Raw genomic sequence first — 24,203 nt, forward strand, 5'->3', positions numbered from 1 at the left:
CGAGGGCTTTAAAGCTTTTAATACGTTTTGTTCATATATACTTCAAAAAGCTTGGATATGATAATGACAACGATAAGGAGTGATAACCATGTCTGAAGAACAAGATAAGCAAAGAAACACGCGCAAGAAGGAAAATAACCGTTTGTTAACTAAAGCGGCCATCATTGGGGTCGTTGCCGGTCTTTTGGGCGGTGGGATTGCTTACGGCGGCTTGTCAGCAGCCAATTTGAACAGCAATTCTTCATCATCCACGGCCAGCTCAAGCAGCAGCAACACTGGTGAAACCGGGTCAGTGACGACTTCATCCAGCGGCACTACTAAGGTCAACAAGTCAACGACCACCAGCGGGACGATGACTTCCGCTTACAAGAAGGTCCAGAACGCGGTTGTTTCAGTCTTGAACTACAAGTACACTTCCAGTTCATCATCAAGCTCTGACATCTACAGCATGTTCGGCTATGGCGATTCAGATTCCAGCTCAGATTCATCCAGCTCCAAGAAGTCTTTGACTTTGTACTCTGAAGGTTCCGGGGTCATCTACACGACGGCCAACGGCAAGGGCTACATCGTCACTAACAACCACGTTATTTCCGGGGCAGCCAAGGTGAAGGTCATCCTGGCTTCCGGGAAGACGATTTCCGCTAAGGTTGTCGGCAAGGACTCAACCAGTGACTTGGCTGTCCTGTCAATCGACTCCAAGTACGTGACCCAAACCGCTTCATTTGGCGACTCCAGCAGCCTGCAGTCTGGGCAGACGGTGATTGCCATCGGTTCACCAGAAGGGTCTGAATATGCGTCTACGGTAACGCAAGGGATCATTTCCTCACCAAGCCGGACGATCACTTACAACTCCAACCAGATGACGGTCATCCAGACGGACGCGGCCATCAACTCCGGTAACTCCGGTGGTCCATTGGTCAACTCAGATGGTCAAGTTATCGGGATTAACTCCATGAAGCTGTCCAGCTCCAGCAGCGGCGACTCAGTTGAAGGGATGGGCTTCGCGATCCCGTCAAACGAAGTTGTGACGATCGTCAACCAATTGGTCAAGAAGGGGAAGATCACCCGGCCGCAATTGGGCATCAAGGTTGCGGCGATTGCTGAACTGAACAGCTACTACAAGAAGCAGCTGGGCATTTCAACCAGTCTGAAGAAGGGCCTGTACGTGGCTAGCGTAACTTCAGGCAGCGCGGCAGCCAGTGCCGGGATCAAGAAGGGCGACGTGATTACGGCTGCTGACGGCAAGACGGTCAACGACGTGGCCACCCTGCACAGCATCTTGTACAGCCACAATGTTGGCGACAAGGTCAAGATCACGGTCAACCGGAACGGCAAGACCATGACCTTCACGGTAACCCTGCAGGCAAGCAACTAATTTAAGAACAAATAATCCAGTGGATCAGCAGATCTGTTGGATTTTTTGTTTTTTTCAAAACAAAAGCGGGGTAAAGCCAAGGTAAAGTTCGGAAATATTTCTTGTCAAGGAAAATTTTTAGGGAAACTTTATCCCCAATCCTGTGGAAAAGACTGTGAATTGTGCAAAAAATGGGGTAAAAAGCTCCTGAAAAGCTGTGGATAAGCTGTGGATTGTGTGTAAGTTCCACGGGCAAAAGTCATGTTAAAACGTCTGTTCAAGGCGGCAGGCCGGGCTTTTTCGGTGATTGTTTGTGAAAATGTCCAGTCCACAGGCGGCTTGTGGAATGGTTACACGGAATTTTAGAAATTTTTTGGCAAAAAGCTAGACCTAGATAGAATTCTGCTCTAGTCCACTAGATCTAGAAAAGGCCTTTCCACAGCTGTGGAAAAAGGCGGTTGATAAATTGTTAATTGTGGGGATAGAAGCAAAAATGGTAAAATAGGTGCATTATGAATATCAAAATTGTTTGCGTTGGAAAATTAAAAGAGAAGTATTTTAAGGATGGGATCGCGGAGTACCAGAAGCGGCTGAGCCGCTTTGCCAAGGTGGAGATCGTGCAGGTGCCGGATGAGAAGGCGCCGGAAAGCCTCAGCCCGGCCCAGATGGAAGAAGTCAAGAAGCGGGAAGGCGAGCGGATCCTGAGCAAGATCAAGGACAAAGAATATGTCTACGTCCTAGCCATTAAGGGCAAAGAGCGGGCTAGCGAAGAGTTCGCCAAGGAACTGAAGGATCTGGGAACCTACGGGCATTCCGACATTACTTTCGTGATCGGGGGGAGCCTGGGGACCAGTGACGCGGTCAACAAGCGGGCCAACGATCTCTTCAGTTTCGGCAAGCTGACCATGCCCCACCAATTGATGCGGCTGGTTTTGATTGAGCAGATTTACCGGGCCTTTATGATCAACTCCGGCAGTCCTTACCACAAGTAGAATAGATTTTTTAGCCTCTCCTGGGAAATACGCAGGAGAGGCTTTTTGTATACGAATTAGTCTAGTGCTAGAATCTAAGGTGAAAGTGTTTTATTAGGGGGAGCTGAATAAAAAATGGAGATCTGTGATTTGCTCAAGCAGACGAGAATAGATTTGGGCTTGACCCAGCAGGGAATGGCGGGAGAAGTCATGTCAGTGGCCCAGTACTCTCGGATTGAGAGCGGAGAGCAGCGGATCAAGGCTGAGGATCTGCTGGAGCTTTTGGAAAGCCACAACTATGATTTGGGCTACTTTTTCACCAAAATGATTTATAGCCGGCGAGAGGAAAAAGAGGCTGACTGGATCAATATCGAGTTCCGGGTGAAGAGCGCCTTTTATGATTGGAACTGGAAAAAGATGAGCTTTTTGAAAGAGCAGGCGGCCAATCTGACGGGGAAGACAGCCCTGCGGGTTGGCGGGGACCTGGTGGCTTATCTGCTGGATCCAGACCTTAAAGATCATGAGCAGCTAAAAAACGAGGTATCGGATTATTTCTTCAGTCTGGACAATTGGATGGACGATACGGAAGCAATTGTTGTTTTTGCCGCGGCGATTCAGTTGATGAAGTTTGATATTGCCTACTTTTGGCTGAGTGAACTGCTAGACAAGTATCAACAGATCGATAATTTTTCTAGAGACCAGCAGGAAGCGGTAGGCAAGGCCTGTGTCAGCTTCTGTCAGCGCTGCAGGAAAGAAGGCATTGCCAAGGCGGCCAAGCCGGCCATAGAAGTTCTAGGACAGCTGTCTCCTTGCCTGGAGTTTGTAGCCTACCGCTTGCTTGGCAAGTATTACGCGGGGCTTTTTTCAGGGCAAGATGAGGAGGCGGAAAGAATCAAGGGGATACTCAGAGAATCTGGACTGGAAAGATTTGTCGATCATTTTCTCTTGTGAAGATTTGCAGATCTGCAAATGCTGATTCATATCTGCAATTTTGCTCTCTAGCTGGAAAAAGCGATGTAGAATAGCCATGTAAACGGATTATGAGTCATGAAAGGGACGATTTAAATGACTAAAACAGAGCATTACATGTGGCTGGCTAATGACCTGCTTTTGACGGCAGCTGCAGTGTCGCTGATCATTAATTTAGTCGGCCAGACGGCTTCCGGTTATGCCTTCAGTGGCAGTCATGGGCAGGCAACAGAACTGCTTTATGATGCCTTTATTTTGCTCGTTGCCGTGGCTGCTTTGGGAGTATGGCTGAGCAAGTGGTTGGCTCCTGCAGCGGCTTGGGTGATTGGCGCCTGCCTTTTGCTGGGCCTTGTAATTGACCGGGTGGTAGGCCTGTATTTCGGCTTGACCTGGTACTGGACTTCGGCTGTTGTTGCTTTGGCGGTCAGTCTGGTTCTGGCCAGCTACCGCTGGCGGGGGAAGGCAGTCTTTAACTATTGGCTGGCCGGCATCCTCTTGGCCGTCAGCCTAATCAGCTGCGTGATGGCCTGGGTTGGGTAAAAACGAAGGTGACAGAGATGAAATTCTTAAAGATTTTAGTCAAAGTGGTTGATGTAATCTTACTATGCTTTTTGACTGTGGTAGTTTGCTCAAATTTAAAGGATTACATCAATGCCCTAAGAACGATCAAAGGGACGGATTTAAAGGTAACGGTTTTGGGCCATGTGGTTTTTATCTTGGTCTTGTTGGCAGAATTATCCTTAGCTGTATTCAGCCAAAAAATTCCCCGTAAGCCGTTCTTGATTATTGGCCTAGTTTGCATCGCCTTGACGTTGATAGGACTGATTACGCCAATCGCTTTTGGTCCGGGCAATTTACCACTTAACTTCTTGGCCTTAGTGTTATTGGCTGTTAGCCGCTTTTTGCAAGAAAACATAGCTCAGAAGAGAACGTTGTGAAGAGAAAAAGTTATTAAACTTAGCAAGAACCACGCGTTAACATATGTAAATCTGGTTGCTGTAATTTTTAACAAAAGCAAAAAATGACGGCTGCCGCAAAAATCACTGCTCCAAAATTTAGCTTAGGTTTATAATATAAGTGAATAGTTTTTTGGAAATAGGAGCGTGATTATGATGAAAAACTTTGCAACTAAGCCAGCCGTCAAAACCGTCTTTCTGCTGGCTGGTATCTGTTTGGCCTTGTTTATGGCGGTTCAGTGGATCTTAGCCTTGGGCGACCCAGGTCCAGTTTCATGGACAATCGCTGGCATGATCGCGATCACCCTGCTGACCCTATTTCTGGGTCTCACGCCCTTGACCAAGCTCAGCCCGGCAGTAGGCTACGTAACTGTTGCAGCATTAGCAGTTATCGTCTTGATTTTTGTCTTCAATATTCATGAATACATCTCAATCGGCATTTTGTACCTAATCTACGCGGCCCTGGCCTGTGGCCTTTTACGGGCTAAAAAATAATAGATAGACAGAAAAATGGCTTCCGGGATTTTCTCCCAGAAGCCATTTTCATTATGCGGATTTGATTAAGCGAAGATTTCTTCAACTTCAACTACTACGGCAGCAGCAGTTTCCGGCTTGCCAACCTTAGCAGCGTATTCCTTGGCGAAGTCGTCGCCTTCGTGGATAGTCACGCTGCCGACCACGCGCACGTTAGTGTGGCTTGGCACGTCAGCAACTACAACAGCAACCTTGCTGCCGTTCTTGATGTTTTCCCACAAGTGTGAGAAGGTAACTTCGCTCCAGACCAGGTGCTTGTCGTCCAAAGCAGTTACGGAACCCTTAGGACCAACTTGTGGGTTGCCGTCCTTGTCAACGGAAGCAACGAATGCCAAAGCGTCGTTAAAGAACTTTTGTTGGTCAGCAGTCAAAGTAGTAGCGTCTAATTTCTTCATAATAGTAATTTCCCTTCTTTTTACTTAAGTAGCAATTTTTTCTCTTGATACTTAGTATTATAGGACCTCCCCAGGCAAAAGAAATTGATCTAGGTCAATTTTATAACTTTTTTACTAAAATTTTTTTGCAACTTTTATGGCAGTAAAAAAGCTCCCAGATTCAAAAGAAGAATGGCAATAACAAAGAGCAGCCAGTCCTTACCAGTCAGCGGCACTTCAACGATCACCGACCGCGGGGCGCCTTCCCGGTAGCCATGGGACTCCATCCCTTGGGCCAGGTTGTCGGCGCTGTTTAAAGCCACCAAAATTGCCTTAAAGTAGAGAACCGGGGACCAAAAGGAGAGGTAGACTCCCCGCATCATCCCGGCCACCCGGATCTGCTTGACCGCGGCCTGCATGCGGGGAATGATGTTCAAAGCCGCCAAGGTCCCGTAGGCAAACTTGCTTGGCAGGTGCAGGTTCTGTTCCAGTGACCGGGCCATCTCTTCGGCCGTGGTCGAAATGGTCAGGCAGGCCGTGGTAAAGGTATATACGAGCACCCGGCTGGAAATGTCCAAAGCATACCAGAGGTCGCGGTGGTCACTGAAGATGTAGCCAGAAGAAAAGACGGTAATTGCCGCCAGGCCCGCCGCCAAAAGCATCCCGCCCAGGGCCTTGGGCTTGATCCGCCGGTATAAAAGGTAGGCAAAGGCCAGGACAATAACGATGATGTTGCTGATGAGGCTGACCCTAAAAGATAACTCCAGTGAAATGATCAAGGTCAGCAAGAACTTCAAGCTGGGATTCATTTTGCTTTTAGTCATTTTCTCCTCCCCCTAGTCTTCTACAAAAGCCAGTTTTTTGTCAGCCAGGCGCAGGTGATAGTCACACCAATCGCTGATTCCGTAAAACTGGTGGCTGATCAGCAGGATCGTCTGCTTGCTCTTTTCCTGGCACTCTTGCAAAAGCTTCACGACTTGCTCAATCGACTTCTGGTCCAGGCCGCTCAAGGGCTCATCGATCAAAAGCACTTCCTGGCCCGACAGAAGCATCAAGAGGATCTGCAGCTTCTTTTTCTGCCCGCCCGACAAGGAGTAGACTACCTGGTCTAAGTGGTCCGCCAAACCCAGATCAGCCAAGGCTTGGTCCAAAACTTCCGGGCTGAAGTAGGGCGAAGGGTGCTTTTGGCTCAAATCCAGCTCCTCTTTGACAGTAATCGCCATGAACTGGTCACTTGCATTTTGAAAAATTTGCGCCACATGCTGGAAGTAGGTCCGCTCCTTGAGCTTGGCCACTTCCTTGCCCTCCCAGGTTAAGGAGCCCTGGTAGTCCAGCAGCTTGGTCATGGCCTTAAACAGGGAGCTCTTCCCGCTGCCGTTTGGCCCCGTGATCAAGGTCACCTTCCCCTTGGGGATGGCTAATTCCTTTTGCTCAATTAAAGGCCGGCCCTGCTTGATGGTGAAATTTTTCATGACAAAAGCCGCTGGCTCGTTCTCTGGCAGGGCAAAATGCAGGCCGATTGGCTCAGTAGCCAGGAGAAGGGCTTGTTCATCCTGGCTCAAGAGTTCCACCTGCCCGCCTTCAAAGCGGTAGACCCCGTCCACCTTGCCCTGGTAGTCGTCAAAAAGGTGGTCGGTAATGATGATGGTCTTGCCCTGTTCTTTCAGCTTGGCTAAGCGGCCGATCAAGAAGCGGCGGGCTGCTGGGTCCACGCTGGCAAAAGGCTCATCCAGCAAAAAGAGATCCACGTCCATGGCGACCAGGACAGCTAAGGCTACCCGCTGCTTTTCCCCGCCAGACATGGTCACGATCTTCTGGTCCAAAAGGGAATCGATTTCCGCGAACTCGCTGGCCTTTTGCAGCCGGTTTTCAAATTCTTCTTTATTTTTCCCCAGGTTTTCCATGGCAAAAATAATCTCTTCTCTGGGCGTGGCCATGGTAAACTGCTCGCCAGCTTCCTGGAACATCATGGCCTGACTCCGTCCGCCCAAATCGATCTGTCCGCTGGTCAGCTGGCCTCCGTATTTCGGGTAGAGGCCGGCCATGATCTTCAAGAGGGTCGACTTGCCGCAGCCAGTTGGCCCGATCAAGAGGGAAAAAGTCCCCGCCGGCAGGGTCAAGGACAGGTCGCGGATAACCTCCCGGTCCCCGTAGGAAAAAGTTAAGTGGTCAATTGTCAGTTCTGCTTGCAAAATAAAAAGTCACCTCAAAAGCAGGGTGACCAGAAGTAAAGTTTCATTTTCCCTTGCCAGCATTACCTGGCCAGGTTCCATGGGTATCATCTCAGCCTTCCGGCACCCCGTTGATTCGTCTAATTGATTCTTATTTTATTATATTGGATCTGCTAAAGCCTGTCTAATTCAAACTTTGTCCAAACTGATTGAAAAAGCCGATTTATAGCACTTTTCTTAAAATAATCTTGGAAGAAGCTTTTACTGGCAATTTTTTAGCTGTATCCTAAAATTAAGGACTTTTAGAATTTAGTGGGAGCGAAAAAATGTCAGATCAACGAAGACGAATAATTACCGTGGCCTTGATGCTGTCAAACGTCATGTCCGGTTTGGACAACACGATCATCAACACGGCCTTGTCGCGGATCATTGCTGATTTGCACGGGATTGAATATACCGGCTGGCTGGTAGCCATCTTCTTATTGGGGACGGCTGTTTCTACGCCTCTGTGGAGCAAGTTGGGCGAGCGGCGGGGGAATAAACTGGCCTACCAGTTGTCAGCCGCCTGCTTTTTGCTGGGGGCGCTGCTCCAAGGCTGCGCCCAGCAGATGTCTTTTCTCTTGACCTTCCGCCTTTTGGCCGGGATTGGCAACGGGGGAATGGTGTCGCTTCCTTATATTATCTACTCTGACCTTTATCCAAATGCCCACAAGCGCTTAAAGGTGCTGGGTATGGTGTCCGCCTTCTTCACCACGGCCACCATCTTAGGGCCGCTTTTCGGGGGCTGGATCGTTGACGTCTTGTCTTGGCGCTGGGTCTTTTACATCAATATCCCCTTTGCCTTGATTTCCATCGTCTTGATCCAAATCTTTTTCCAGGAAGAGGAAAAAGCTCGGTCAGTCCACAAGGTCGACTTGGGCGGGGCTATCTGCCTGTCCTTTGGGGTGGTGGCCCTTTTGCTCGGGACCCAGCTGGTAGAATCGGCGGGAATCGCCACGGCTCTGTTGATCTTCGCGGCGGCCTTGATTTTCATCGGCCTCTTGGTCATTATTGAGCGCCGGGCGGAGGACCCGATTATCCCGGGCCGCTTGTTCAAAAATATCCCCCTGGTCGTCGACTTCACCTTGTTTGTCTTGATCTGGGCTGCCATGTCGGCTTACAGCGTCTACGCGCCGATGTGGGCGGAAGGCTTGATGGCCACGACTGCCCTGGTCGGGGGGATGACCCAGATCCCTGGGGCCTTTACCGACATGCTGGGCTCCTTGTCAGTGGAAAAAATGCGCCGGCGCTGGTCGGCCTACCAGGTCATGCTGGCCACCTGCTGGATTTTGGCGGCGGGCTACCTGATGATGGCGGTGGCTCCGCGCTACTTCCCTTACTGGGGGATTTTAATCGCCGGGATGCTGCAGGGCTGGGGCAACGGGGTCATGTTCAACCAGCTTCAGGTTAAGGTGCAAGAAGACGCGGAAAGCAAGGACGTGCCGGTCGCGACTTCCTTCTCTTACTTGATCCGGATGCTGGCCATGGCTGTTTCCTCCAGCGTCTTCGGGGTCATTTTGAATGAGCACCTGGCTAAAGGGGTCAAGGCTAGCGGGGGCAAGATCACTTTGTCCATGCTCAACCACCTGTCAGACGCCAAGACCCGGGTCAATCTGCCTAAGCAGGACTTGGGCCAGATGGAGAACATCCTCTACGGGGCTATTCACGCGATTTTCTGGGCCGCCTTTATCCTGGTCTTCTTGTCTTTGCTTATCGCCATCTGGGCCCGCTGGCGGGAGAAAAAAATGGCCAAGTTACGGTGATTTTTTAGAAAGGAGAGAGCCGATGACTGAAATTGCCAAGCTGCGGAAAAAATTGCTGGAGGCAGGGGATGCCGCCCTGCCGCTGAACAAAGGAAAAGGTCAGACCGCTGATTGTCAGTTTGTTTTACTAGGCGACAAAGCTGAAGGCTGGAAGACTGACTCTTTGACTGCCTTGCTGCTGCTCGCGGGGACGGGGCGCTTCCGGGCTGGCCAGCAAAAGTGGCAGGTCAAGCCCGGCGACTGGTTTCTCCTGGCAGCTGGCCAATCTTGCCAGGCCAGTTTAAAAGAGGGGCTCTTGGTCCAGCTTGTCTTGCCAAAAGCTTTTGCCATGCAGGACTTGAAAAAGGAGCTTATGCTGGGAGAAGCTGAAGAAGTAGGGACTCACGGCCGGGTGGCGGTTGACGGGCCGGCTGGGGAGGCTTTCCTGGCGGCCTTGACTGAGTACCAGACCAGCGTTTTTTTATCTTCAGTCTTGCTCAAAAGCCAGCTGCTGACTGCCTTGGCCTTGGCCCAGCGAGCACTAAATGAAGCGGGCAGCTTGAGCGAGCGGGAGATCCGCCGCTATATTAGTGAAAACTACGTCTCGACCAGCTTGAAGGCGGCCGCGGATTACTACCAGCTCAGTCCCAACTATTTTTCCGACCTGGTCAAGAAGAAGACCGGGCAGAGCTTCATTGAGTTGGTTGACGAACAGAAGATGGAGGCGGCCGTCCGCCTTTTGGCCCGGCCAGACCTGTCGATCAAGCAGATCATCGGCCTGGTTGGCTACCGGGGCAAGTCCTTCTTTTATGAAAAATTCGGCAAGTACTATGGGATGTCACCGGCGGCCAAGCGCAAGGAGCTCTTCCGCCAGCAGGGCATCAATTTATAAAGAGAGAAAACCGCTGAACTGTAAGTTCAGCGGTTTTTGCATGAAAAGAAATAGAAATTTTCAAATATGAAAAGTAAGGATGCAGGAACAGTTTGAGTGTTAGAATATTAGACAATTATTAACTAAATATGAGGAGAAGAAAGAATGATTGAAATCAACCAGCTTTCTTTTGATTATCGGACTTTTAGCAAGGAACCGGGATTAAAGGGAGCTCTGCAGGATATCTTCCACCGGAAATACCAGCTGGTGCCTGCCTTGAAAGATCTGAATTTGACTATAAAAGATGGTGAAATTATTGGCTTGATTGGACCAAATGGAGCAGGGAAGACGACATTGACCAAACTGCTGACGGGGATTATTCAGCCAAGCAGTGGCAGCGTGAAAGTAGCTGGGCTTATTCCAGGAAGTCGTCAAAAGAAGCTGTTGCGGCAAATTGGGGTCATGTTTGGGCAAAAGTCGCAGCTGTCTTGGAACTTGCCTGCTGTTGACACTTTGAATATGCTGGCGGCCATTTATCAATTAAAGCCAGACCGTTATCAAGCCAGATTGCGGGAGTTGAGCGATTTACTGGATATTGGCGAGATCGTAAAAACGCCGGTCCGCAAATTGTCTTTGGGCCAGCGGATCCGCTGTGAACTTGCTTGTTCCTTGATCCATGAACCAAGCTACCTGTTTCTGGATGAACCAACCATTGGCCTGGACCTATTAACGCAGGAAAAAATCTACAATTTTTTAAAAACTGAAAACAGACTGCATCAGACGACGATTATTTTAACTTCGCACAATGTCCGTGATATTGAGGCCTTAGCCCAGCGTTTGCTGATTTTGAGCAAAGGAGAGTTGATTTTTAATGACAGCTTGAATAAGTTGCCTCTTCAGATCGATCAATCCGATAGCTATTGCTTGAAGTATTGGATCAATGACCAGACTGACGTGCGGGAAGAAATCATTCATGATCCTCAGCAGCTTTTTGTGAAGATGGAAAAATTCCAGCCGGAACAGATCATTTCTTTAAGCAAAAGTGGAATATCAGCCGAAGAGGTCATCTTGAAAATATATCAAAGAGAGAAACAATGAAAAGATATCTGCCTGTTTATTATCTTGGCTTGAAGAACAGTTTGATCTACCGGGCTAATATGATCATGAAGCTGGTCCTGCAATTGGCGAGTCTGCTGGTTACAGTTTTAATGTGGAAGTTTATCTTGGCAGAGTCCGGCAACTTTCAGCAAATGGCCCGTTATCTGCTGGCAACCAATTTGATTAGTTTAATTTTTACAACCGGGCCGGTTTTTCAATTCGCGGACATGGTCGAATCTGGGAATCTTTCCCTCTATTTAACGAGACCTTTATCCTTGTACTGGTACCTGTTCAATTACAATTTAGGCCTGCAGACGCCACTATTGCTGTTGTATTTTATCTTGCTTCTGTTCTTGGTAAAAAGCGCTGGACCAGTGTTTTTGCTCTTGATCTACCTTCTTTTGAGCAGTCTGATGTTTTTCAGTTTGATGATGGTCCTGGCTATGCTCAGCTTTTGGTTGATCAATATGTGGCCGCTTAGAAGCGGAATTAACGCAGTTTACCTCTTGCTAGGAGGATTATATTTTCCTTTGAATTTATTGGGCCCGGTTTACCAGTATTTGAAATACAACCCTTTTTCCTTGGTGACGGATTTTCCAGCGCGCTTGTTGACGGGAACAATAAGCCAGCGCGATTTTTTCGCAAATTGCCTAGCCGTTTGCTGCTGGCTGCTTCTTAGCGTGCTGCTAGGAAAAGCGTTGTTCAAAAAAGGCATTAAAACTTTTGAGGGGGCAGGAGCATGAGAAAGGTCAAGGCTATTTGGCGGCAAAGCTTAGCTGAGTTTATGATCTACCGTGGTACTAGCATTATTACTTTTCTTTTGGCAACTGTCTTTCTGTTGATTGAGCTGCTTGCGGGGCAAGTTTATTTTAGTCAGCGTGAGAACTTGGCTGGCTGGACAGCGAACCGCTACTACGTCATGATCAGTTTCATGAATAGCGCGACCTATCTTTACAATTTGTTTTTCATTTTAGGCCATGAAGGACTGGGTGAAGACATCCTTGAAGGTAATCTCGACTATCTGTTGGTTAGGCCCAGTTCGAGTTACTGGCTGGCAGTTGGCAGAAGTTTGGATATTCCAAGTTTTTTCAACTTGCTGCTTTCGCTTGGATTACTGGCTTATTACCTTACTCATGAAGGGGCAAGTTTTGGCCAGATCATGCTGATCAATTGCATGATCGTTTTACCCGCAGCCTTGATTTTCATTTTGAACCAATTGTGCTTAACTTTGCTTTTTTGGTTTGAGGGCTTAACGGCCTTGGGGGGTATTGTAGAGGACCTGGTCAGTTTGGCCGGACGGCCAAAACAGATTTTCCCCCGAGTTATTCAGCAGTTTTTTACATGGATCATTCCACTTTTGCTAGTCAGCAATTTGCCAGTGGACTGGCTGCTAGGACGGGGAAAAATCCTGCTCTTGTATCTGCTCGTTTTTTTGCCCATCCTTTACTGGCTCTCGGTTAAGTTTTGGCAGCGGGGGCTGAGGCGTTATTCATCGGCTAATTGAGAAATGATTATCTAGAAAGGAGGTGTTGCGATATGGGACGTACTAGAACTGAATTAACGAAAGGCGGACCATTTCTTGTGGAAGGCTTAAATGATGAAGAATTAAACTTCTTCAACGCTTTAATGAGCAGTCCGAAAGAATTATCTGACCAATTAAACAATGTTAAAACAGAAGTAGTTAAGTAGAGTAGAAAAGATCACGGCTAATGGCATCTTTTAGGAAAGCCAATATTGCGTGATCTTTTATTTTATGGAGGGAAAGATTTGCAAATTGAGAGAGAAGTGCCAGATACTGATGCACACACTAATTGGCTTGAGTTAATCAATCGACTGCATTTAACTGCTGACTATAGAATGTGGGTTTCTGCTAATCTAGCCTTGCAAACCGTTCAGTGTATTTTAAGGGACTCAAAAAAGAAACAAGTTTCCGTTGGAATGGGCAAAGGGATGAGTCATATGCCCGTATTAGGAGCTGAATTCGAGAGTATAGAGCATTTGTTTTATAACTCGCAGATACATTCGGCTAAGCAACGAGTGCTTGTGTCGCAGATTATGGAACAAGATCTTGATTTTTTGGATGATCCAGCTTTAAATCAGCTTTCAAAAAGCACAAAGCTGACAGTAGATTCTTTTGTCGATATCGAAAGCTCAAAAGAAGTCTATTATCCATCCTTTTTAAGCGACGTTAATTTCATAGACGATGGTGTTTCGATAAACAATCATGCCTACCAGTATGCTTCTGATAGTGGTTATGCAAGTGGATCAACTGTAAATGAAGCTTTGCTTCATTCCATTAACGAATTGATTGAAAGAGACAGTATTTCAAGGTTCATCATCAAGTATGGCTTAGGTCTTAAGGAAAACTCGGTAACTGCATTTAAGATAATTCCTAAATCCTTGCCTAAAGATTTGTATAAAATCTATCTAGGACTAAAAGATACGGCAGATACAGAAGTAATACTGGTAAAAGTAATTAATAGCTATCAAATACCGACCTATTTTACCGCTGTTCTATCTCAAGGTAGCGATATTCTCCCAATTTACGGTTCAGGGAGCTCAGTAGATGAGCGATACGCTATAATGAGATCGCTCACGGAGGCATACCAATTAGTATCCGTAAAAAAAGAAAGCGAAAGTCAACAATTACGGAAACGTTTGAACTTGATATGGTCTGAAATCTCTCCTATGAAGAAGATGCTGTCTCTAACTTTTACAAAAAAGTTGGCTAGCGTGAGATATCGTCAATATGATATATATGCAAAAGAAGTTGACCAGATGATCAGCTATGAGAGGGAGAGGCTTAAACAAGAAGGCAGGAAAATTTATTATCGAGTGGTGAAAGAAGATCCGGGCTTTGTACTCGTTCAGTCGTTAATACCTCATTTTGAACGCTTCAATCTGGTTTTTGAAGGTCAAATTGTAACGCCTAGGCTGAGTAGCAACGGCTATCAGTAAACGCTACCCCAATAATCCAATAGTTCACTTACCAAATTGCTTAAGCCAATTTCAGTTAGAGATTTTAAATAAGCATTGATTTCCCGGTCATCGCCGCTTTCCCGGTAAGCCAGCAATTTTTTTAAAAAAACGATTCTGATTTTAAAAGCGGCCATTTGCTGTGGCAAATCAATTGTCAGAAGCTGATTCAAAACGTGGCTTGCGACAGAGTTTTGTTTTTGTTGGATCAAGCTGAAAACAATATTGGTCAGAGCCGTCCAGGCATTCAAATACAGTTCATAGTCTACCTGTTCTAAGTGGTTGAGTTGGTGGATGATTTTACTGCTGTATGAAATGAGTAGGTCAGAGTCAAGCAAATAAACAGAATTCTCAAGAAAACGTAGGCTTTTGAAATCTAAGTACTCGCTATCAAGCAGTAAATCTTTAAAAATCTCTAGGTCAGCTTCTGTTAAACAATTTATTTTAGTCAAAGTAAAATAGCTGTTGGCCGCGGCGACTGCCTTTCCTAAAATATCTGGATCTTTTGTTTGATGAAAGCTGCTGATTTGCCGTAAAAAGATCTGATGAAGCCTCCGGCTGTCTTTTTGCTGGATGAGCAATTGCAGCTCATCATAGTAGGAGTTGTCTAGATATCCTTGGACTTCCGTATACGCAAAAAACTCCCGGGGGGTGACTCCCACCCGGTCTAATAAGGCTAAAAACTTTTTGAGCCGAATATCGTCGACATCATTTTCCCAGCGTGACAAGGCAGGGCTTGAAGTGATATCTTTCGCTGCTTTCTGCAGCGTCATCTTCTTATAATTCCGTAGCCTTTTAAAATATTGTCCGTACATTTTTTCTTTCATCTAATACACATTTTTGAAAAAGGTAGCAATTTAATACGTGCATTATAACAAATAGAAGACGGAAGATAAATATAACTTAAATTTAGGTAGAGCAAAAAAGCTTCCAGAAAAATCTGGAAGCTTTTGTGTTGAAATTACATTTTTTCCAAGCGCTTGATCCGGTCAGCCGTTGGCGGGTGGGTGTCAAACAAGTGGCTTAAGCTGTGCCGTCTGATCGGGTCCTCGATGTACAAGGACGCGCTGGCGCTGCTGGCCGCCTGCATGGGCTGGCTGTTCTCAATCTTGGTCAAGGCGCTGATCAAGCCGTGCGGGTTCCGGGTCAATTCAACTGAACTGGCGTCAGCCAGGTATTCCCGGTTTCTGGACAAAGCCATCTGAGCCAGGCTGGCTGCCAGCGGTCCCAGGATCAGAACGAAAATAACCCCGATCACGCCGATGATCATCCCAAGCGTTCCGCCTTCCCGGTCGTCGTCATCGTCCCTGTCAATGCCAAAGCCGAACCAGACCCAGTTTTGGGCAAAGTCGGCGATAAAGCTGATGGCGCTGACCAAAACCAGGGCCACCATGGACAGGCGGATGTCATAGTTGCGGATATGGGAAATCTCGTGGCCCAGGACCCCTTCCAGCTCTTCTCTGTTCATCATGTCTAAGAGACCCTGGGTAACAGCGATGGCTGACTTGTCCGGGGACAGGCCGGTTGCGAAAGCGTTGGGGCTCTTGTCCGGAATCAAGTAGACCTCAGGCATGGGAATATTGGCTACTAAGGCCATGTCTTCCACGATGTGAAAAAGCTGGGGATTGTCCTCTTTATTTAAATGCTGGGCATGGTTCATGCTCATGACGACATTGACCGGATCCTGGAAGACCAGGAAAGAGTAAATCAAGGCAATGACGCCGGCGGTCAAAACGCCTGGCAGGGGCTTGTCCCACAGCAGCTGGCCTAACCCAGCGCCCACCAGGGCAAAGATCAAAACGAAAACGACCAGGACCCCGGCCGTTTTCCGCTTGTTTTGGGCAATTTGTTGATATAGCATGGCGATCCCTTAATCTTTAAAAGGATACCTTTGGTACCTTGGTTTCTTCTTCAGGGATGTCCAGGTAGTCAACCTTGGTGAAGTGGTGGATGTTGGCTACGATGTTGGATGGGAAGACCACCAGCATCTTGTTGTAGACAGCCGCGCTGGAGTTGAACAATTGCCGTGAGTAGGCAATCTTGTTTTCCGTGTTGGTCAGTTCTTCCTGCAGGTTGGCGAAGTTGGTGTTGGCCTTCAGGTCCGGGTAGCTTTCAGACAAGGCGAAGATGGTCTTCAAGCTGTCAGTGATTTGGTTGGAGACCTTCATGGCCCCTTCGTGGTCGTCAGCCGGAATTTGGGTCAGCTGGTTTCTGAGTTCAACCACCTTGCTCAAAGTTTCCTTTTCGTGCTTGGCGTAGCCCTTGACGGTTTCCACCAGGTTAGGGATCAAGTCGTTCCGCCGCTTGAGCTGAACGCTGATCTGACTCCAGGCCTCTTCAGTGTTAACCTTGGCCTTTTGCAGGCCGTTGTAGGCTGAAATGTAAAAAATAACGATTAATACGACTAAAATAGCAATAATCCAGACTGCCATTTTTTGCCTCCCTTTCTAGGCCCCAGAGGGGCGTGAATTCACTTTGGCCAGATGCTTCCGGCCGTTTTAATAAGATTATATATTAAAAGCTAACTGAGCACTAGTTTTTAAACAAAAAACGCCTCCTAAGGAGACGCTTGAGAGATTTGAAATGTTGCTACAGGTTCAGCTTGACGATGACCCAGCCGATAAGGGAGAGGATGATCAAGCCGGCGATCTGGTAGCCCAGCCACTTCGGGAAGAACTTCTTCTTAGCATCCTTGGAAGCGTGGGCGTAGAAGGTCCGCATAACCAGCATGTTGGCCATGGACCCGATTGGTGACCCGAAGCCACCAATGTTGGAACCTAAAGTCAAGGCTTCAGCGTACTTGGAGAACTTGCCGACCAGGATGGTGGACGGGACGTTGCTCATGACCTGGCTGGACAGGATGGCCGTCCAGTAAGTGCTCATTTCAGTGCCGACCAGGCCGTGGATCAAGGTCACGACAAAAGGAATCTGCTGGATGTCGCTGATGAAGACGAAGAACAGGGTAAAGGTCAGCAAGAGTGAGTAGTCAATGTGGAGCAGGATCTTCCAGTTGACGATCAAGGCCCAGATGATGGAAGCCAGCATTGGCATCCAGATGGGAACGAACTTGAAGACGCCGACGAAGAAGAAGGCGAAGATGACCGTGGTGATCATCGTCATTGGCCAGCTGACGTCGATTTCAACCACTTCCTGGGTTGGGATGTCCTTCTTTGGAATAAAGAAGAAGACGCAGAGAAAGACAACCATGGCCGCGATCAAGTAAGGCAGGGTCCACTTAAAGAAGGTGGCTGGCATCAAGTGGTAGTTGGAGACCACGAAGATGTTGTGGGGGTTGCCCCATGGGGTGAAGGCCGCCCCGATGTTGGCCCCCATCCCGATCAAGGTGGCTGGCAGGATTTCCGGCAACTTGTACTTCTTGGCGATGTTCAAGTACAGGGGAATCATAGTCAAGCAGGTGATGTCGTTGCCCAGGAACATGCCCGAGAAGACGGACAAGAGAGTAAAAAGGAGGATCAGTTTCCGGGTGGAGTCAGCGATCGCCGTCAGTTTATAGGCAATAATATCCAAGACGTGCAGGTAGCTGTAGACCTGGATCAAGACCAGCATGGTCGTGACGGACTCAATCGTGTGCCAGTTCATGTCGGCGCTGCGCGGCCGGGCAAAGAAGAGACTGATGATGGTGATCACGATGGTGATCTGCAGAATTCGGTCGCTAAAAATTTTCTTTAAGACGGTCAAAAAATTATTTGAACTTTTGCTTTTGGCGGCTTCCATATAAATTCCTCTACTCAGAATCATGCTTACAAAATTTACGTAAAGTTAACGAAAAGCGAAAACGGACTTTACTTTCGTGTAGTTCCATTGTCAACCATTTTTCGCTAAATCTCAATAGTTCAAAATTAACGAACAGATGTTATTGAAAGGATGTTGGCAAAACGCACTAGACCAAAAACCCGGCTTTTTTAGCTGCTTGAAAAAACAGAAAAGTTTTAAGAAAGCGGTTTAGTTACTGGTAATACGGGATTTATGCCGGAAGGCAAAAAATGGACTTTGCTGCCTTTTTTAAGCGATTAAAACGTGTCGACTTTTTACAAGGCCACAAAAAAGTCAAAAGCATGCTTTTGGTTTCTGAAATAATGTAAGCGGTGTCGAAAGTGAAAAAGAGAAGCAGTGAGCTGCTAAAAATCCGCCTTAGACGTTTTTGTTAAATCCATTTAACATTTCTGACTGAAGACAGCTCCGCAGTTTTTTGCCGAAAAAGGGCCTGGGGGCAAAGAAATGCCGAAAAGGCTTGCCTAACATAGGGGAAGAGGGGTATAATTACTACTGATTTTCGAAAATCGATGAAAGGATGAAGAGACATGTCAAGAAATATCCACACGGGTATCAACCCACACCGTCGTCCACGTAACGCTTCTAACGCTAAGGAACGCGTTGCTCACGCAGCTGCAGTTGTAAACTACTTGAACCAAGCTGCTAAGGACGAAAACAAGTAATTTGTTTTTGAACAGACAATAAAGGCCCCGGCTTAGCGCTGGGGTCTTTTTTTCGCCCGCTTTTTGCCTTATGATAGGAAAAGCTAAGAGACAAGTAAGTAAGAAAAGAGGATGCAATAATGAAGTTTCAGTGCAGCAGCTGCGGCTTAAGACTGGAATCCCTGCATTTCAAGCTGCCCGGCCTGGTCAACGACCGCCTGACCAGCCTGTGTGACATCTGCCGGCAGCGGGGGCTGGATCCGGCAGCTTACCCTAATCCCGTGGTCAAGCTCTTCGCGGCCAACCTCCTCTATGCCTTTGTGGGCAAGGACGGGGAAGCTGCTGATGACTTTACCCTGCCGGATTTAAAAATCCGCCGGTCCTACGAGGCCCTCATGCAGGACTATGACGGCAATGTCCTGGCCAAGCAGCAGCTCTCCAGATCAGACTTCAACCAGGCCGTGATCAAGGCAGAGGATGATCCCAGCTTCTTTTTACCAGGGAAACTGCCTTTCGCGGAAAAACTCCAAGCTTTAGGCCTCAGCGTTGACTTCCAGTTAAACGAGGTTGACTACATCGACCGGGAGCGGATCCGGGCCAAGTATAAGTACCGCTGCCAGTATTGCGGCCGGCGGGGGCGGAGCGTGGACCATAAGGACCCTGTTTCTGTTTCACACGATAACAGCCTGGACAATCTGACCCTGTCTTGCAGCGAGTGCAACCGGATCAAGTCCAACATGCCCTATGACCTTTTCGTTAAGCTGAACGAAGAATTGCAGCCTTTAAACAAGAAGCTGGTCAAGTACGAGAATGCCCTGGGCCCTTTGGAAAAAGAATTCCAGGACCGGCGGAATCTGCTGGCGGCCAAGGTGCATTTAAAGGGCGTGGTGAATGACCCGGAACTGGCCGCTATCCGCAAGCAAAACAAGCGCCTGCGGGATGCTATCGACAGCTTGGAGAGCGACTATGACGCGGCTCGCCACTTGCGCGAGGACCACTTCAAGTTGGGCTGGAAGCTCTATTTGGCCCAGCAGGACAAGGAAATCATCTAGTTTGGATAACTTAAGCCTTATGAAGAGAGCACTAAAAGTTAGACCGGAAAGCTTTTTGCAGAAAAAAACTCCAGAATGTACAGGCTTACAAAATTTACAAAAGCGCTACAGAACAACCTGCAGCGCTTTTTCGTTTTGTAATCAGACCGATACATTCTTGTAACAATTGAAAGTTATACTATAGATTGTTAGCAAACAAACCACATGTTAAAGGAGAAAAGAAGTTTCATGAAGAAAAAGAATCTGTTGATGACTGCTTTGGCAACGCTGAGTGCTTCCGGCGCCCTTTTGACCACGGGTGCCAACGCTTTGGCTGACAGCTACACTGTTGTTAAGAACGACACCCTGTGGGGCTTGTCAAAGAAGTACGGCGTTTCAGTAAGCGACTTGAAGAAGGCTAACGGCGTTTCCGGCCATTTGATCTATGTGGGTCAGAAGCTGCAGATCCCAGCCAAGTCAACTAAGGCAGTCAAGGCTGCCAAGACTAGCACGTCTGCTGCAACTAGCGTAAACACTACTGCAACTACCCACACGGTTGTAAAGGGCGACACTTTGTGGAGCCTGGCTAAGAAGTACGGCGTTTCCGTGAGTGCCTTGATGAAGGCCAACAACTTATCAAGCAGCACCATCTTGATCGGCCAAAGCTTGAACCTGCGGGCCGGCATGACTACTTACGGGGTGGGCGGCGTAACTACTGGCTCAAGCTCAACTGCTGCAAGCACTAACACTGCATCAGCCAGCACGACTGCTTCCAGCCAGGCACCCAAGGCAAAGAAGACTACTACTAAGACGAAGAGTACCACTACTAACACCAGCACTAGTGCCAAGGCTCAGAGCCAGTCAACTGCTTCTAACACCAGTGCGGCCACCACGACCAACACTAATACTGCAGCAAGCACTGCTTCAAGTACCACTTCAAGCACTAACACGGCAGCAACTAACAACACCGCGTCAAGCACTAACACGACGGCTTCAAATACCAATACTGCAGCAAGCAGCAGTCAAGCAGTCAGCCAGGCACCAACTGGTTCAACTTCTAGCTCAACTTCAACTTCAACCGCATCAGCCAGTGCCAGCGCGATTACTTCATACGCTTTGACCTTCCTGGGCGTGCCTTACGTTTGGGGCGGGACCACGCCAAGCGGCTTTGACTGCTCTGGCTTGGTACAATACGTTTACAGCCACTTCGGCATCAACCTGGGCCGGACTACTTACACCCAGCAATACGCCGGCACCAAGATCAGCGTAGCCAGCGCCCAAGCCGGTGACCTTTACTTCTGGGGTTCATACGGTTCAGCCTACCACGTAGCCATCGCCTTGGGCGGCGGCCAATATGTCATGGCTCCAGCCCCAGGCCAAAACGTGATGGTCGGCAGCGTGTCCTCCTACACGCCAAGCTTTGCCGTTCGCGTTTTAGGCTAAAATACTCATTGATAGCAAACAGTTCTCAAGCAGCGTCAGCCAGCCGGCTGGCGTTGTTTCGTTTTCTGGGCCACAAGCAAGGGTGTACTATTTTGTTTATAATTGTCAGCTTTTTAATTTTGCTTTTATTATAATATCTACTGAAACTTTTGAATAAAAGCCGCTATAACGGGATTTAGACAGATAATAAAATAATTGTTCGGAAAACGCTGTTAAAATTACTTTTATAACTAGATAGCGTTGCAGCTATAATTTAATAAGCTATCAGCTCAAAAAAACTTTTTTTCAAGCAAATATGGGCTATAATCTAAAGGTAAAAAGGACAAATTAAGGTAGGCAACTTTTAGATTAAAGGGGATCGCGGGAAAATGACAAATACGGCTCTGCTTTACGCGCTGGGGGAATTCTTCTGCATGGCAATCATGCTGATCTTGACCGGCGCTTTAAAGCCAATTACGAACTATGGCAAAAGAGAAAAGTGGCTGGCGGTATCGCTGGTCAGTGAAACCCTTTATTTTTTAGGCGACGCCCTGGACAAGCTGCAAACGGGCGGGGTTCTGCCAGCCAGCCAGGCAGGTCTGCTTTTTACCGGGACGTATAAGCTGTGGATGCTGGACTTTGTCAGTCTGGCAGTCTTTTTCTACATCGATCAATGTGGGGAATTCAGCCTGGCCGACAGCCGGTCCAAGCGGATGCTGGTCTGCTCAGTTGCCCTGCTTAATGGGATCTTTGAACTGTTCGTTCTCTTGATCAACCCTGGCAGGCTCTTAACGGCCAAGCTTCAGCCAACCCTCCTTTACAACCTCCTGCTTTTGCTGGTTCCCCTCCTGTATTCTTTGGCCGCGATTGGTCTGGCCATCAATGGGATCCGGCAGAGCCCTTCCAAAAATATCCGGCAATTTTACCTGACCACGGCCAGCTGGCCGATGCTCCTGGTCATCTTCGGTGGCCTGGACATCTACGTTGATACCTTTCCATTTTACGCCTACGTGGCCACGGCTTGCCTCTTGTTCTTGGCGGTTTACCAGTTTAGAACTCTGGTTGACACCGTGTCTTTGGGCAGCTTGAGCAACATCAAGGGCCGGGAAAAGCTGAGAACCCACCTAAGAAGCATTCAAAGACGGGGAAGCAGCCGTGAATACTACCTGCTTTTAATCGATATGAACGGCCTCAGGTCGATCAATGACATCTATGGCCGGTCAGAAGGCGACCGGGTCTTGTTTGTGGTCAGCCAGGCGGTTGAGAAATTGTCGGAAAAAATGCACGGCTTCAGCTGCCACTATGGCGGGGATGAATTTTTGGCCGTGGTGAAGCTGGCTGATGACGCCGCGGTCAAAAGCTTTTTTGACGACATGCAGGAAGAGGTCAAGCATCTGTCTGATGTGCATGGCCTGTCTGTTTCGCCCCAGCTGGTGACTTCTGCTGTCCGCTTGGACATGGCTGACGGGGATCTGGCGGCGCAATTGCGGATCGCGGAAGAAAAGGTCTACCACCAAAAGCGGGACCTGGATGGGGAAATCCGGGAAAACAACTTCTTCGTCGACAAGGTGACTGGCCTGCCCAACACCAACTACTTCCACAGTTTTGCCCGCTCCTACCTTAAGTCTTGCCTGGAAAAAGGGGATACGCCTGCTGTTGTTTTGATCAATGTCAGTAACATGCAGGCCTACAACAATCGCTATGGCTTTGAGAAGGGCGACCAGCTTCTCTTGCAGATTGCCCAAATTCTGCAGAAGTTTTTTAAGGATGGAGTATTGGTCCGCTTCGCGGAAGACAACTTCCTCTTGGCCACGGACGCGCCCGACCTGGTAAAGAGCCTGGAAGAGGCGGCAGATGAGGTTAACAAGGAGACAGACGCCAGCATCCGGGCCGGGGTCTACCACTATAAAGACGTCAGCGAGGGTTTGATGACGGCGGTCGACAAGGCCAAGCGGGCTTTGCGCTACCTCAACAACAACCGGGCTGTTGTCTGCCAGGTCTACAACAGGGAAGTCCGGGAAGAATTTGAAAGACGGGGCTATGTCCTGGAGAACTTCCAAAAAGCCTTGGACGAGGGCTGGATCCGGCCTTACTTCCAGCTGGAGAGCCGCAGCTTGACCGGGCGGATCTGCGGGGCAGAAGCCCTGGCCCGCTGGGTTGACCCAAAGTACGGGGTTTTGGGACCGAATTTCTTTATTGAGGTTCTGGAAGAGGCCCACCTGGTGCACAAGCTGGACTTATCCATCATCCGCCAAGTCTGCGCTATGCTGGCCAGAAGAAGAGAGGAAAAGAAGCCTTTGGTGCCGATCTCGGTCAACCTCTCCCGGGTGGACTTCCAGGTCTGCGACATTTTTGCCGAGATTGAAAAAATCCGTCAGCACTTCAACTTGCCGTCCAGTCTGCTGAAAATCGAAATCCTGGAATCGACCGTGACCAGCAAACCGCAGGAATTGCGGCAGGCTATCGCCAATTTCCATAAGAGCGGTTATGAGGTCTGGATGGACGACTTCGGCAGCGGCTATTCCAACTTCAATAATTTGGATGAATATGATTTTGACCTTTTGAAGATCGATATGGTCTTTTTGCGGGACTTTAACAGCCGGTCCAAGGTCAAGACCTTGCTGGCCATTGTGGTTGACATGGCCAAAAAGCTGGGGATGCACACCCTTTGTGAAGGGGTGGAAACCCAGGAGCAGTCGGATTTCCTCAGAGAAATTGGCTGCGAGCGCCAGCAGGGCTACTTGTTCTCCAAGCCGATTCCGGAAGAAGAATTTTTGGCAAAGCTGGAGGCCGGCCAACTGGAGGATCCTTGCAGCAACCACTACTATGACCAAATCAGCCAGGTTAATGTGCTGTTTGACCCGATGATTGATCAGACCGGTCAGTCAGCTGTTGGCATCAAGTTGCCGATCTGCATCCTGGAGCGCGGCACTGACCATAAGGTGCGGGCCAGCTTCATGAATGAGAGCTGCCGGCGGGCCTTGGGCCGCTATGGTGAACCGTCTGAAGGCGCCATTGAGCAACTCAGTCAGGATTATCCATTCAAGCAGACGCTTTTGGAACTGATGGATGAGAGCCTTAAAGAAAAAGAGCAAGTAGGCCGCGTCTATAACTTCAAGGGCAAGCAGTACTTGTTGGAGGTCCGCTACCTGGCCCACGACCAAAAGAGTCAGCGCGACGCCTTCGTCTACACCTTTGAAGGCTTGGCCAAGTAGGGTAGAAAGAAGATAAGCAAAAGGCTTCCGCGTCGCGGAAGCCT

At 48.5% G+C, this 24,203-nt stretch carries 24 protein-coding genes; 17 read left to right on the forward strand and 7 right to left on the reverse strand.

Going from position 1 to position 24,203, the window contains the following annotated elements:
- Positions 1-88: 88 nt before the first annotated feature.
- The 6 genes from ACYVUU_RS00740 to ACYVUU_RS00765 all read left to right on the forward strand — a co-directional run bounded on the left by ACYVUU_RS00740 (position 89) and on the right by ACYVUU_RS00765 (position 4,745).
- Complete coding sequence (locus tag ACYVUU_RS00740; protein WP_484499657.1) at positions 89-1,375, forward strand: S1C family serine protease; 1,287 nt, start codon at positions 89-91, stop codon at positions 1,373-1,375.
- Positions 1,376-1,866: 491 nt separating this feature from the next.
- Positions 1,867-2,346: a 23S rRNA (pseudouridine(1915)-N(3))-methyltransferase RlmH gene (gene rlmH, locus ACYVUU_RS00745; protein ID WP_003620648.1), complete on the forward strand. Its 480-nt coding sequence runs from the start codon at positions 1,867-1,869 to the stop codon at positions 2,344-2,346.
- Between the two features lie 114 nt (positions 2,347-2,460).
- Positions 2,461-3,276, forward strand: a complete 816-nt coding sequence (locus ACYVUU_RS00750; protein WP_484499659.1) for a helix-turn-helix domain-containing protein — start codon at positions 2,461-2,463, stop codon at positions 3,274-3,276.
- A gap of 114 nt (positions 3,277-3,390) precedes the next feature.
- On the forward strand, positions 3,391-3,834 hold the full coding sequence (locus tag ACYVUU_RS00755) for a hypothetical protein (protein ID WP_484499660.1): 444 nt from the start codon (positions 3,391-3,393) through the stop codon (positions 3,832-3,834).
- A 17-nt stretch (positions 3,835-3,851) separates the two neighbouring features.
- On the forward strand, positions 3,852-4,232 hold the full coding sequence (locus ACYVUU_RS00760) for a hypothetical protein (protein ID WP_484499661.1): 381 nt from the start codon (positions 3,852-3,854) through the stop codon (positions 4,230-4,232).
- A 171-nt stretch (positions 4,233-4,403) separates the two neighbouring features.
- The gene (locus tag ACYVUU_RS00765) at positions 4,404-4,745 is read left to right on the forward strand and encodes a hypothetical protein (RefSeq protein ID WP_484499662.1); all 342 of its coding nucleotides are present in this window, start codon (positions 4,404-4,406) and stop codon (positions 4,743-4,745) included.
- Positions 4,746-4,810: 65 nt separating this feature from the next.
- Here the strand turns inward: ACYVUU_RS00765 and ACYVUU_RS00770 are convergent, their stop codons facing one another.
- The 3 genes from ACYVUU_RS00770 to ACYVUU_RS00780 all read right to left on the reverse strand — a co-directional run bounded on the left by ACYVUU_RS00770 (position 4,811) and on the right by ACYVUU_RS00780 (position 7,350).
- Positions 4,811-5,179, reverse strand: coding sequence for a pyridoxamine 5'-phosphate oxidase family protein (locus ACYVUU_RS00770; RefSeq protein ID WP_439776147.1), 369 nt, complete (start codon positions 5,177-5,179; stop codon positions 4,811-4,813).
- Positions 5,180-5,313: 134 nt separating this feature from the next.
- Entirely contained in the window at positions 5,314-5,982 is a 669-nt protein-coding gene (locus ACYVUU_RS00775; RefSeq protein WP_484499306.1) for an energy-coupling factor transporter transmembrane component T family protein, read from the reverse strand.
- A 12-nt stretch (positions 5,983-5,994) separates the two neighbouring features.
- Positions 5,995-7,350 carry an ATP-binding cassette domain-containing protein gene (locus tag ACYVUU_RS00780; protein WP_484499663.1) on the reverse strand — a complete coding sequence of 452 codons (1,356 nt, stop codon included), beginning with the start codon at positions 7,348-7,350 and terminating at the stop codon, positions 5,995-5,997.
- A gap of 305 nt (positions 7,351-7,655) precedes the next feature.
- Here ACYVUU_RS00780 and ACYVUU_RS00785 point away from each other — a divergent pair, with 305 nt between their 5' ends.
- The 7 genes from ACYVUU_RS00785 to ACYVUU_RS00815 all read left to right on the forward strand — a co-directional run bounded on the left by ACYVUU_RS00785 (position 7,656) and on the right by ACYVUU_RS00815 (position 14,037).
- Entirely contained in the window at positions 7,656-9,131 is a 1,476-nt protein-coding gene (locus tag ACYVUU_RS00785) for an MFS transporter (protein ID WP_484499664.1), read from the forward strand.
- Positions 9,132-9,153: 22 nt separating this feature from the next.
- Positions 9,154-10,002 carry a helix-turn-helix domain-containing protein gene (locus ACYVUU_RS00790; protein ID WP_484499665.1) on the forward strand — a complete coding sequence of 283 codons (849 nt, stop codon included), beginning with the start codon at positions 9,154-9,156 and terminating at the stop codon, positions 10,000-10,002.
- Positions 10,003-10,146: 144 nt separating this feature from the next.
- The gene (locus ACYVUU_RS00795) at positions 10,147-11,079 is read left to right on the forward strand and encodes an ABC transporter ATP-binding protein (RefSeq protein ID WP_439776142.1); all 933 of its coding nucleotides are present in this window, start codon (positions 10,147-10,149) and stop codon (positions 11,077-11,079) included.
- Positions 11,076-11,822, forward strand: a complete 747-nt coding sequence (locus tag ACYVUU_RS00800) for an ABC-2 family transporter protein (protein WP_439776141.1) — start codon at positions 11,076-11,078, stop codon at positions 11,820-11,822. Before ACYVUU_RS00795 ends, ACYVUU_RS00800 begins: the two co-directional genes overlap by 4 nt.
- Positions 11,819-12,583: an ABC-2 family transporter protein gene (locus ACYVUU_RS00805; protein ID WP_439776140.1), complete on the forward strand. Its 765-nt coding sequence runs from the start codon at positions 11,819-11,821 to the stop codon at positions 12,581-12,583. The genes ACYVUU_RS00800 and ACYVUU_RS00805 overlap by 4 nt, the downstream gene beginning before the upstream one ends.
- Before the next feature lie 32 nt (positions 12,584-12,615).
- A complete protein-coding gene (locus ACYVUU_RS00810) occupies positions 12,616-12,768 on the forward strand; it encodes a hypothetical protein (RefSeq protein WP_296227086.1) in 153 nt (50 codons plus the stop codon).
- 45 nt (positions 12,769-12,813) lie between these two features.
- Positions 12,814-14,037, forward strand: coding sequence for a YcaO-like family protein (locus ACYVUU_RS00815; protein ID WP_439776139.1), 1,224 nt, complete (start codon positions 12,814-12,816; stop codon positions 14,035-14,037).
- Here ACYVUU_RS00815 and ACYVUU_RS00820 read toward each other — a convergent pair.
- From ACYVUU_RS00820 to ACYVUU_RS00835, 4 genes are all read right to left on the reverse strand, one after another.
- Positions 14,031-14,882 (reverse strand): Rgg/GadR/MutR family transcriptional regulator, encoded by an 852-nt coding sequence (locus ACYVUU_RS00820; protein ID WP_484499304.1) that lies wholly within the window; start codon positions 14,880-14,882, stop codon positions 14,031-14,033. The two genes, ACYVUU_RS00815 and ACYVUU_RS00820, sit on opposite strands and share 7 nt — an antisense overlap.
- Positions 14,883-15,016: 134 nt before the next feature.
- On the reverse strand, positions 15,017-15,916 hold the full coding sequence (gene htpX, locus ACYVUU_RS00825) for a zinc metalloprotease HtpX (protein ID WP_484499666.1): 900 nt from the start codon (positions 15,914-15,916) through the stop codon (positions 15,017-15,019).
- 16 nt (positions 15,917-15,932) lie between these two features.
- On the reverse strand, positions 15,933-16,487 hold the full coding sequence (locus tag ACYVUU_RS00830) for a LemA family protein (RefSeq protein WP_484499667.1): 555 nt from the start codon (positions 16,485-16,487) through the stop codon (positions 15,933-15,935).
- A gap of 157 nt (positions 16,488-16,644) precedes the next feature.
- Complete coding sequence (locus ACYVUU_RS00835; RefSeq protein ID WP_484499668.1) at positions 16,645-17,790, reverse strand: SLC13 family permease; 1,146 nt, start codon at positions 17,788-17,790, stop codon at positions 16,645-16,647.
- Between the two features lie 587 nt (positions 17,791-18,377).
- On the opposite strand from ACYVUU_RS00835, the gene ACYVUU_RS00840 reads away from it, so the two are divergent.
- From ACYVUU_RS00840 to ACYVUU_RS00855, 4 genes are all read left to right on the forward strand, one after another.
- The gene (locus ACYVUU_RS00840; protein WP_270448365.1) at positions 18,378-18,512 is read left to right on the forward strand and encodes a hypothetical protein; all 135 of its coding nucleotides are present in this window, start codon (positions 18,378-18,380) and stop codon (positions 18,510-18,512) included.
- A gap of 119 nt (positions 18,513-18,631) precedes the next feature.
- On the forward strand, positions 18,632-19,543 hold the full coding sequence (locus ACYVUU_RS00845; RefSeq protein WP_484499669.1) for an HNH endonuclease: 912 nt from the start codon (positions 18,632-18,634) through the stop codon (positions 19,541-19,543).
- A gap of 228 nt (positions 19,544-19,771) precedes the next feature.
- A complete protein-coding gene (locus tag ACYVUU_RS00850) occupies positions 19,772-20,965 on the forward strand; it encodes a C40 family peptidase (protein WP_484499670.1) in 1,194 nt (397 codons plus the stop codon).
- A 368-nt stretch (positions 20,966-21,333) separates the two neighbouring features.
- A complete protein-coding gene (locus ACYVUU_RS00855; protein WP_484499671.1) occupies positions 21,334-24,159 on the forward strand; it encodes an EAL domain-containing protein in 2,826 nt (941 codons plus the stop codon).
- Positions 24,160-24,203 lie beyond the last annotated feature (44 nt).

It is taken from the genome of Lactobacillus sp. WILCCON 0058 (assembly GCF_057198005.1).

What these genes read in the sequence shown, in the direction of transcription:
- ACYVUU_RS00740 (WP_484499657.1), top strand. Translation starts at nt 89, where the DNA reads ATGTCTGAAGAACAAGATAAGCAAAGAAACACGCGCAAGAAGGAAAAT.
- rlmH (WP_003620648.1), top strand. Translation starts at nt 1,867, where the DNA reads ATGAATATCAAAATTGTTTGCGTTGGAAAATTAAAAGAGAAGTATTTT.
- ACYVUU_RS00750 (WP_484499659.1), top strand. Translation starts at nt 2,461, where the DNA reads ATGGAGATCTGTGATTTGCTCAAGCAGACGAGAATAGATTTGGGCTTG.
- ACYVUU_RS00755 (WP_484499660.1), top strand. Translation starts at nt 3,391, where the DNA reads ATGACTAAAACAGAGCATTACATGTGGCTGGCTAATGACCTGCTTTTG.
- ACYVUU_RS00760 (WP_484499661.1), top strand. Translation starts at nt 3,852, where the DNA reads ATGAAATTCTTAAAGATTTTAGTCAAAGTGGTTGATGTAATCTTACTA.
- ACYVUU_RS00765 (WP_484499662.1), top strand. Translation starts at nt 4,404, where the DNA reads ATGATGAAAAACTTTGCAACTAAGCCAGCCGTCAAAACCGTCTTTCTG.
- ACYVUU_RS00770 (WP_439776147.1), bottom strand. Translation starts at nt 5,179, where the DNA reads ATGAAGAAATTAGACGCTACTACTTTGACTGCTGACCAACAAAAGTTC.
- ACYVUU_RS00775 (WP_484499306.1), bottom strand. Translation starts at nt 5,982, where the DNA reads ATGACTAAAAGCAAAATGAATCCCAGCTTGAAGTTCTTGCTGACCTTG.
- ACYVUU_RS00785 (WP_484499664.1), top strand. Translation starts at nt 7,656, where the DNA reads ATGTCAGATCAACGAAGACGAATAATTACCGTGGCCTTGATGCTGTCA.
- ACYVUU_RS00790 (WP_484499665.1), top strand. Translation starts at nt 9,154, where the DNA reads ATGACTGAAATTGCCAAGCTGCGGAAAAAATTGCTGGAGGCAGGGGAT.
- ACYVUU_RS00795 (WP_439776142.1), top strand. Translation starts at nt 10,147, where the DNA reads ATGATTGAAATCAACCAGCTTTCTTTTGATTATCGGACTTTTAGCAAG.
- ACYVUU_RS00800 (WP_439776141.1), top strand. Translation starts at nt 11,076, where the DNA reads ATGAAAAGATATCTGCCTGTTTATTATCTTGGCTTGAAGAACAGTTTG.
- ACYVUU_RS00805 (WP_439776140.1), top strand. Translation starts at nt 11,819, where the DNA reads ATGAGAAAGGTCAAGGCTATTTGGCGGCAAAGCTTAGCTGAGTTTATG.
- ACYVUU_RS00810 (WP_296227086.1), top strand. Translation starts at nt 12,616, where the DNA reads ATGGGACGTACTAGAACTGAATTAACGAAAGGCGGACCATTTCTTGTG.
- ACYVUU_RS00820 (WP_484499304.1), bottom strand. Translation starts at nt 14,882, where the DNA reads ATGAAAGAAAAAATGTACGGACAATATTTTAAAAGGCTACGGAATTAT.
- htpX (WP_484499666.1), bottom strand. Translation starts at nt 15,916, where the DNA reads ATGCTATATCAACAAATTGCCCAAAACAAGCGGAAAACGGCCGGGGTC.
- ACYVUU_RS00830 (WP_484499667.1), bottom strand. Translation starts at nt 16,487, where the DNA reads ATGGCAGTCTGGATTATTGCTATTTTAGTCGTATTAATCGTTATTTTT.
- ACYVUU_RS00835 (WP_484499668.1), bottom strand. Translation starts at nt 17,790, where the DNA reads ATGGAAGCCGCCAAAAGCAAAAGTTCAAATAATTTTTTGACCGTCTTA.
- ACYVUU_RS00840 (WP_270448365.1), top strand. Translation starts at nt 18,378, where the DNA reads ATGTCAAGAAATATCCACACGGGTATCAACCCACACCGTCGTCCACGT.
- ACYVUU_RS00845 (WP_484499669.1), top strand. Translation starts at nt 18,632, where the DNA reads ATGAAGTTTCAGTGCAGCAGCTGCGGCTTAAGACTGGAATCCCTGCAT.
- ACYVUU_RS00850 (WP_484499670.1), top strand. Translation starts at nt 19,772, where the DNA reads ATGAAGAAAAAGAATCTGTTGATGACTGCTTTGGCAACGCTGAGTGCT.
- ACYVUU_RS00855 (WP_484499671.1), top strand. Translation starts at nt 21,334, where the DNA reads ATGACAAATACGGCTCTGCTTTACGCGCTGGGGGAATTCTTCTGCATG.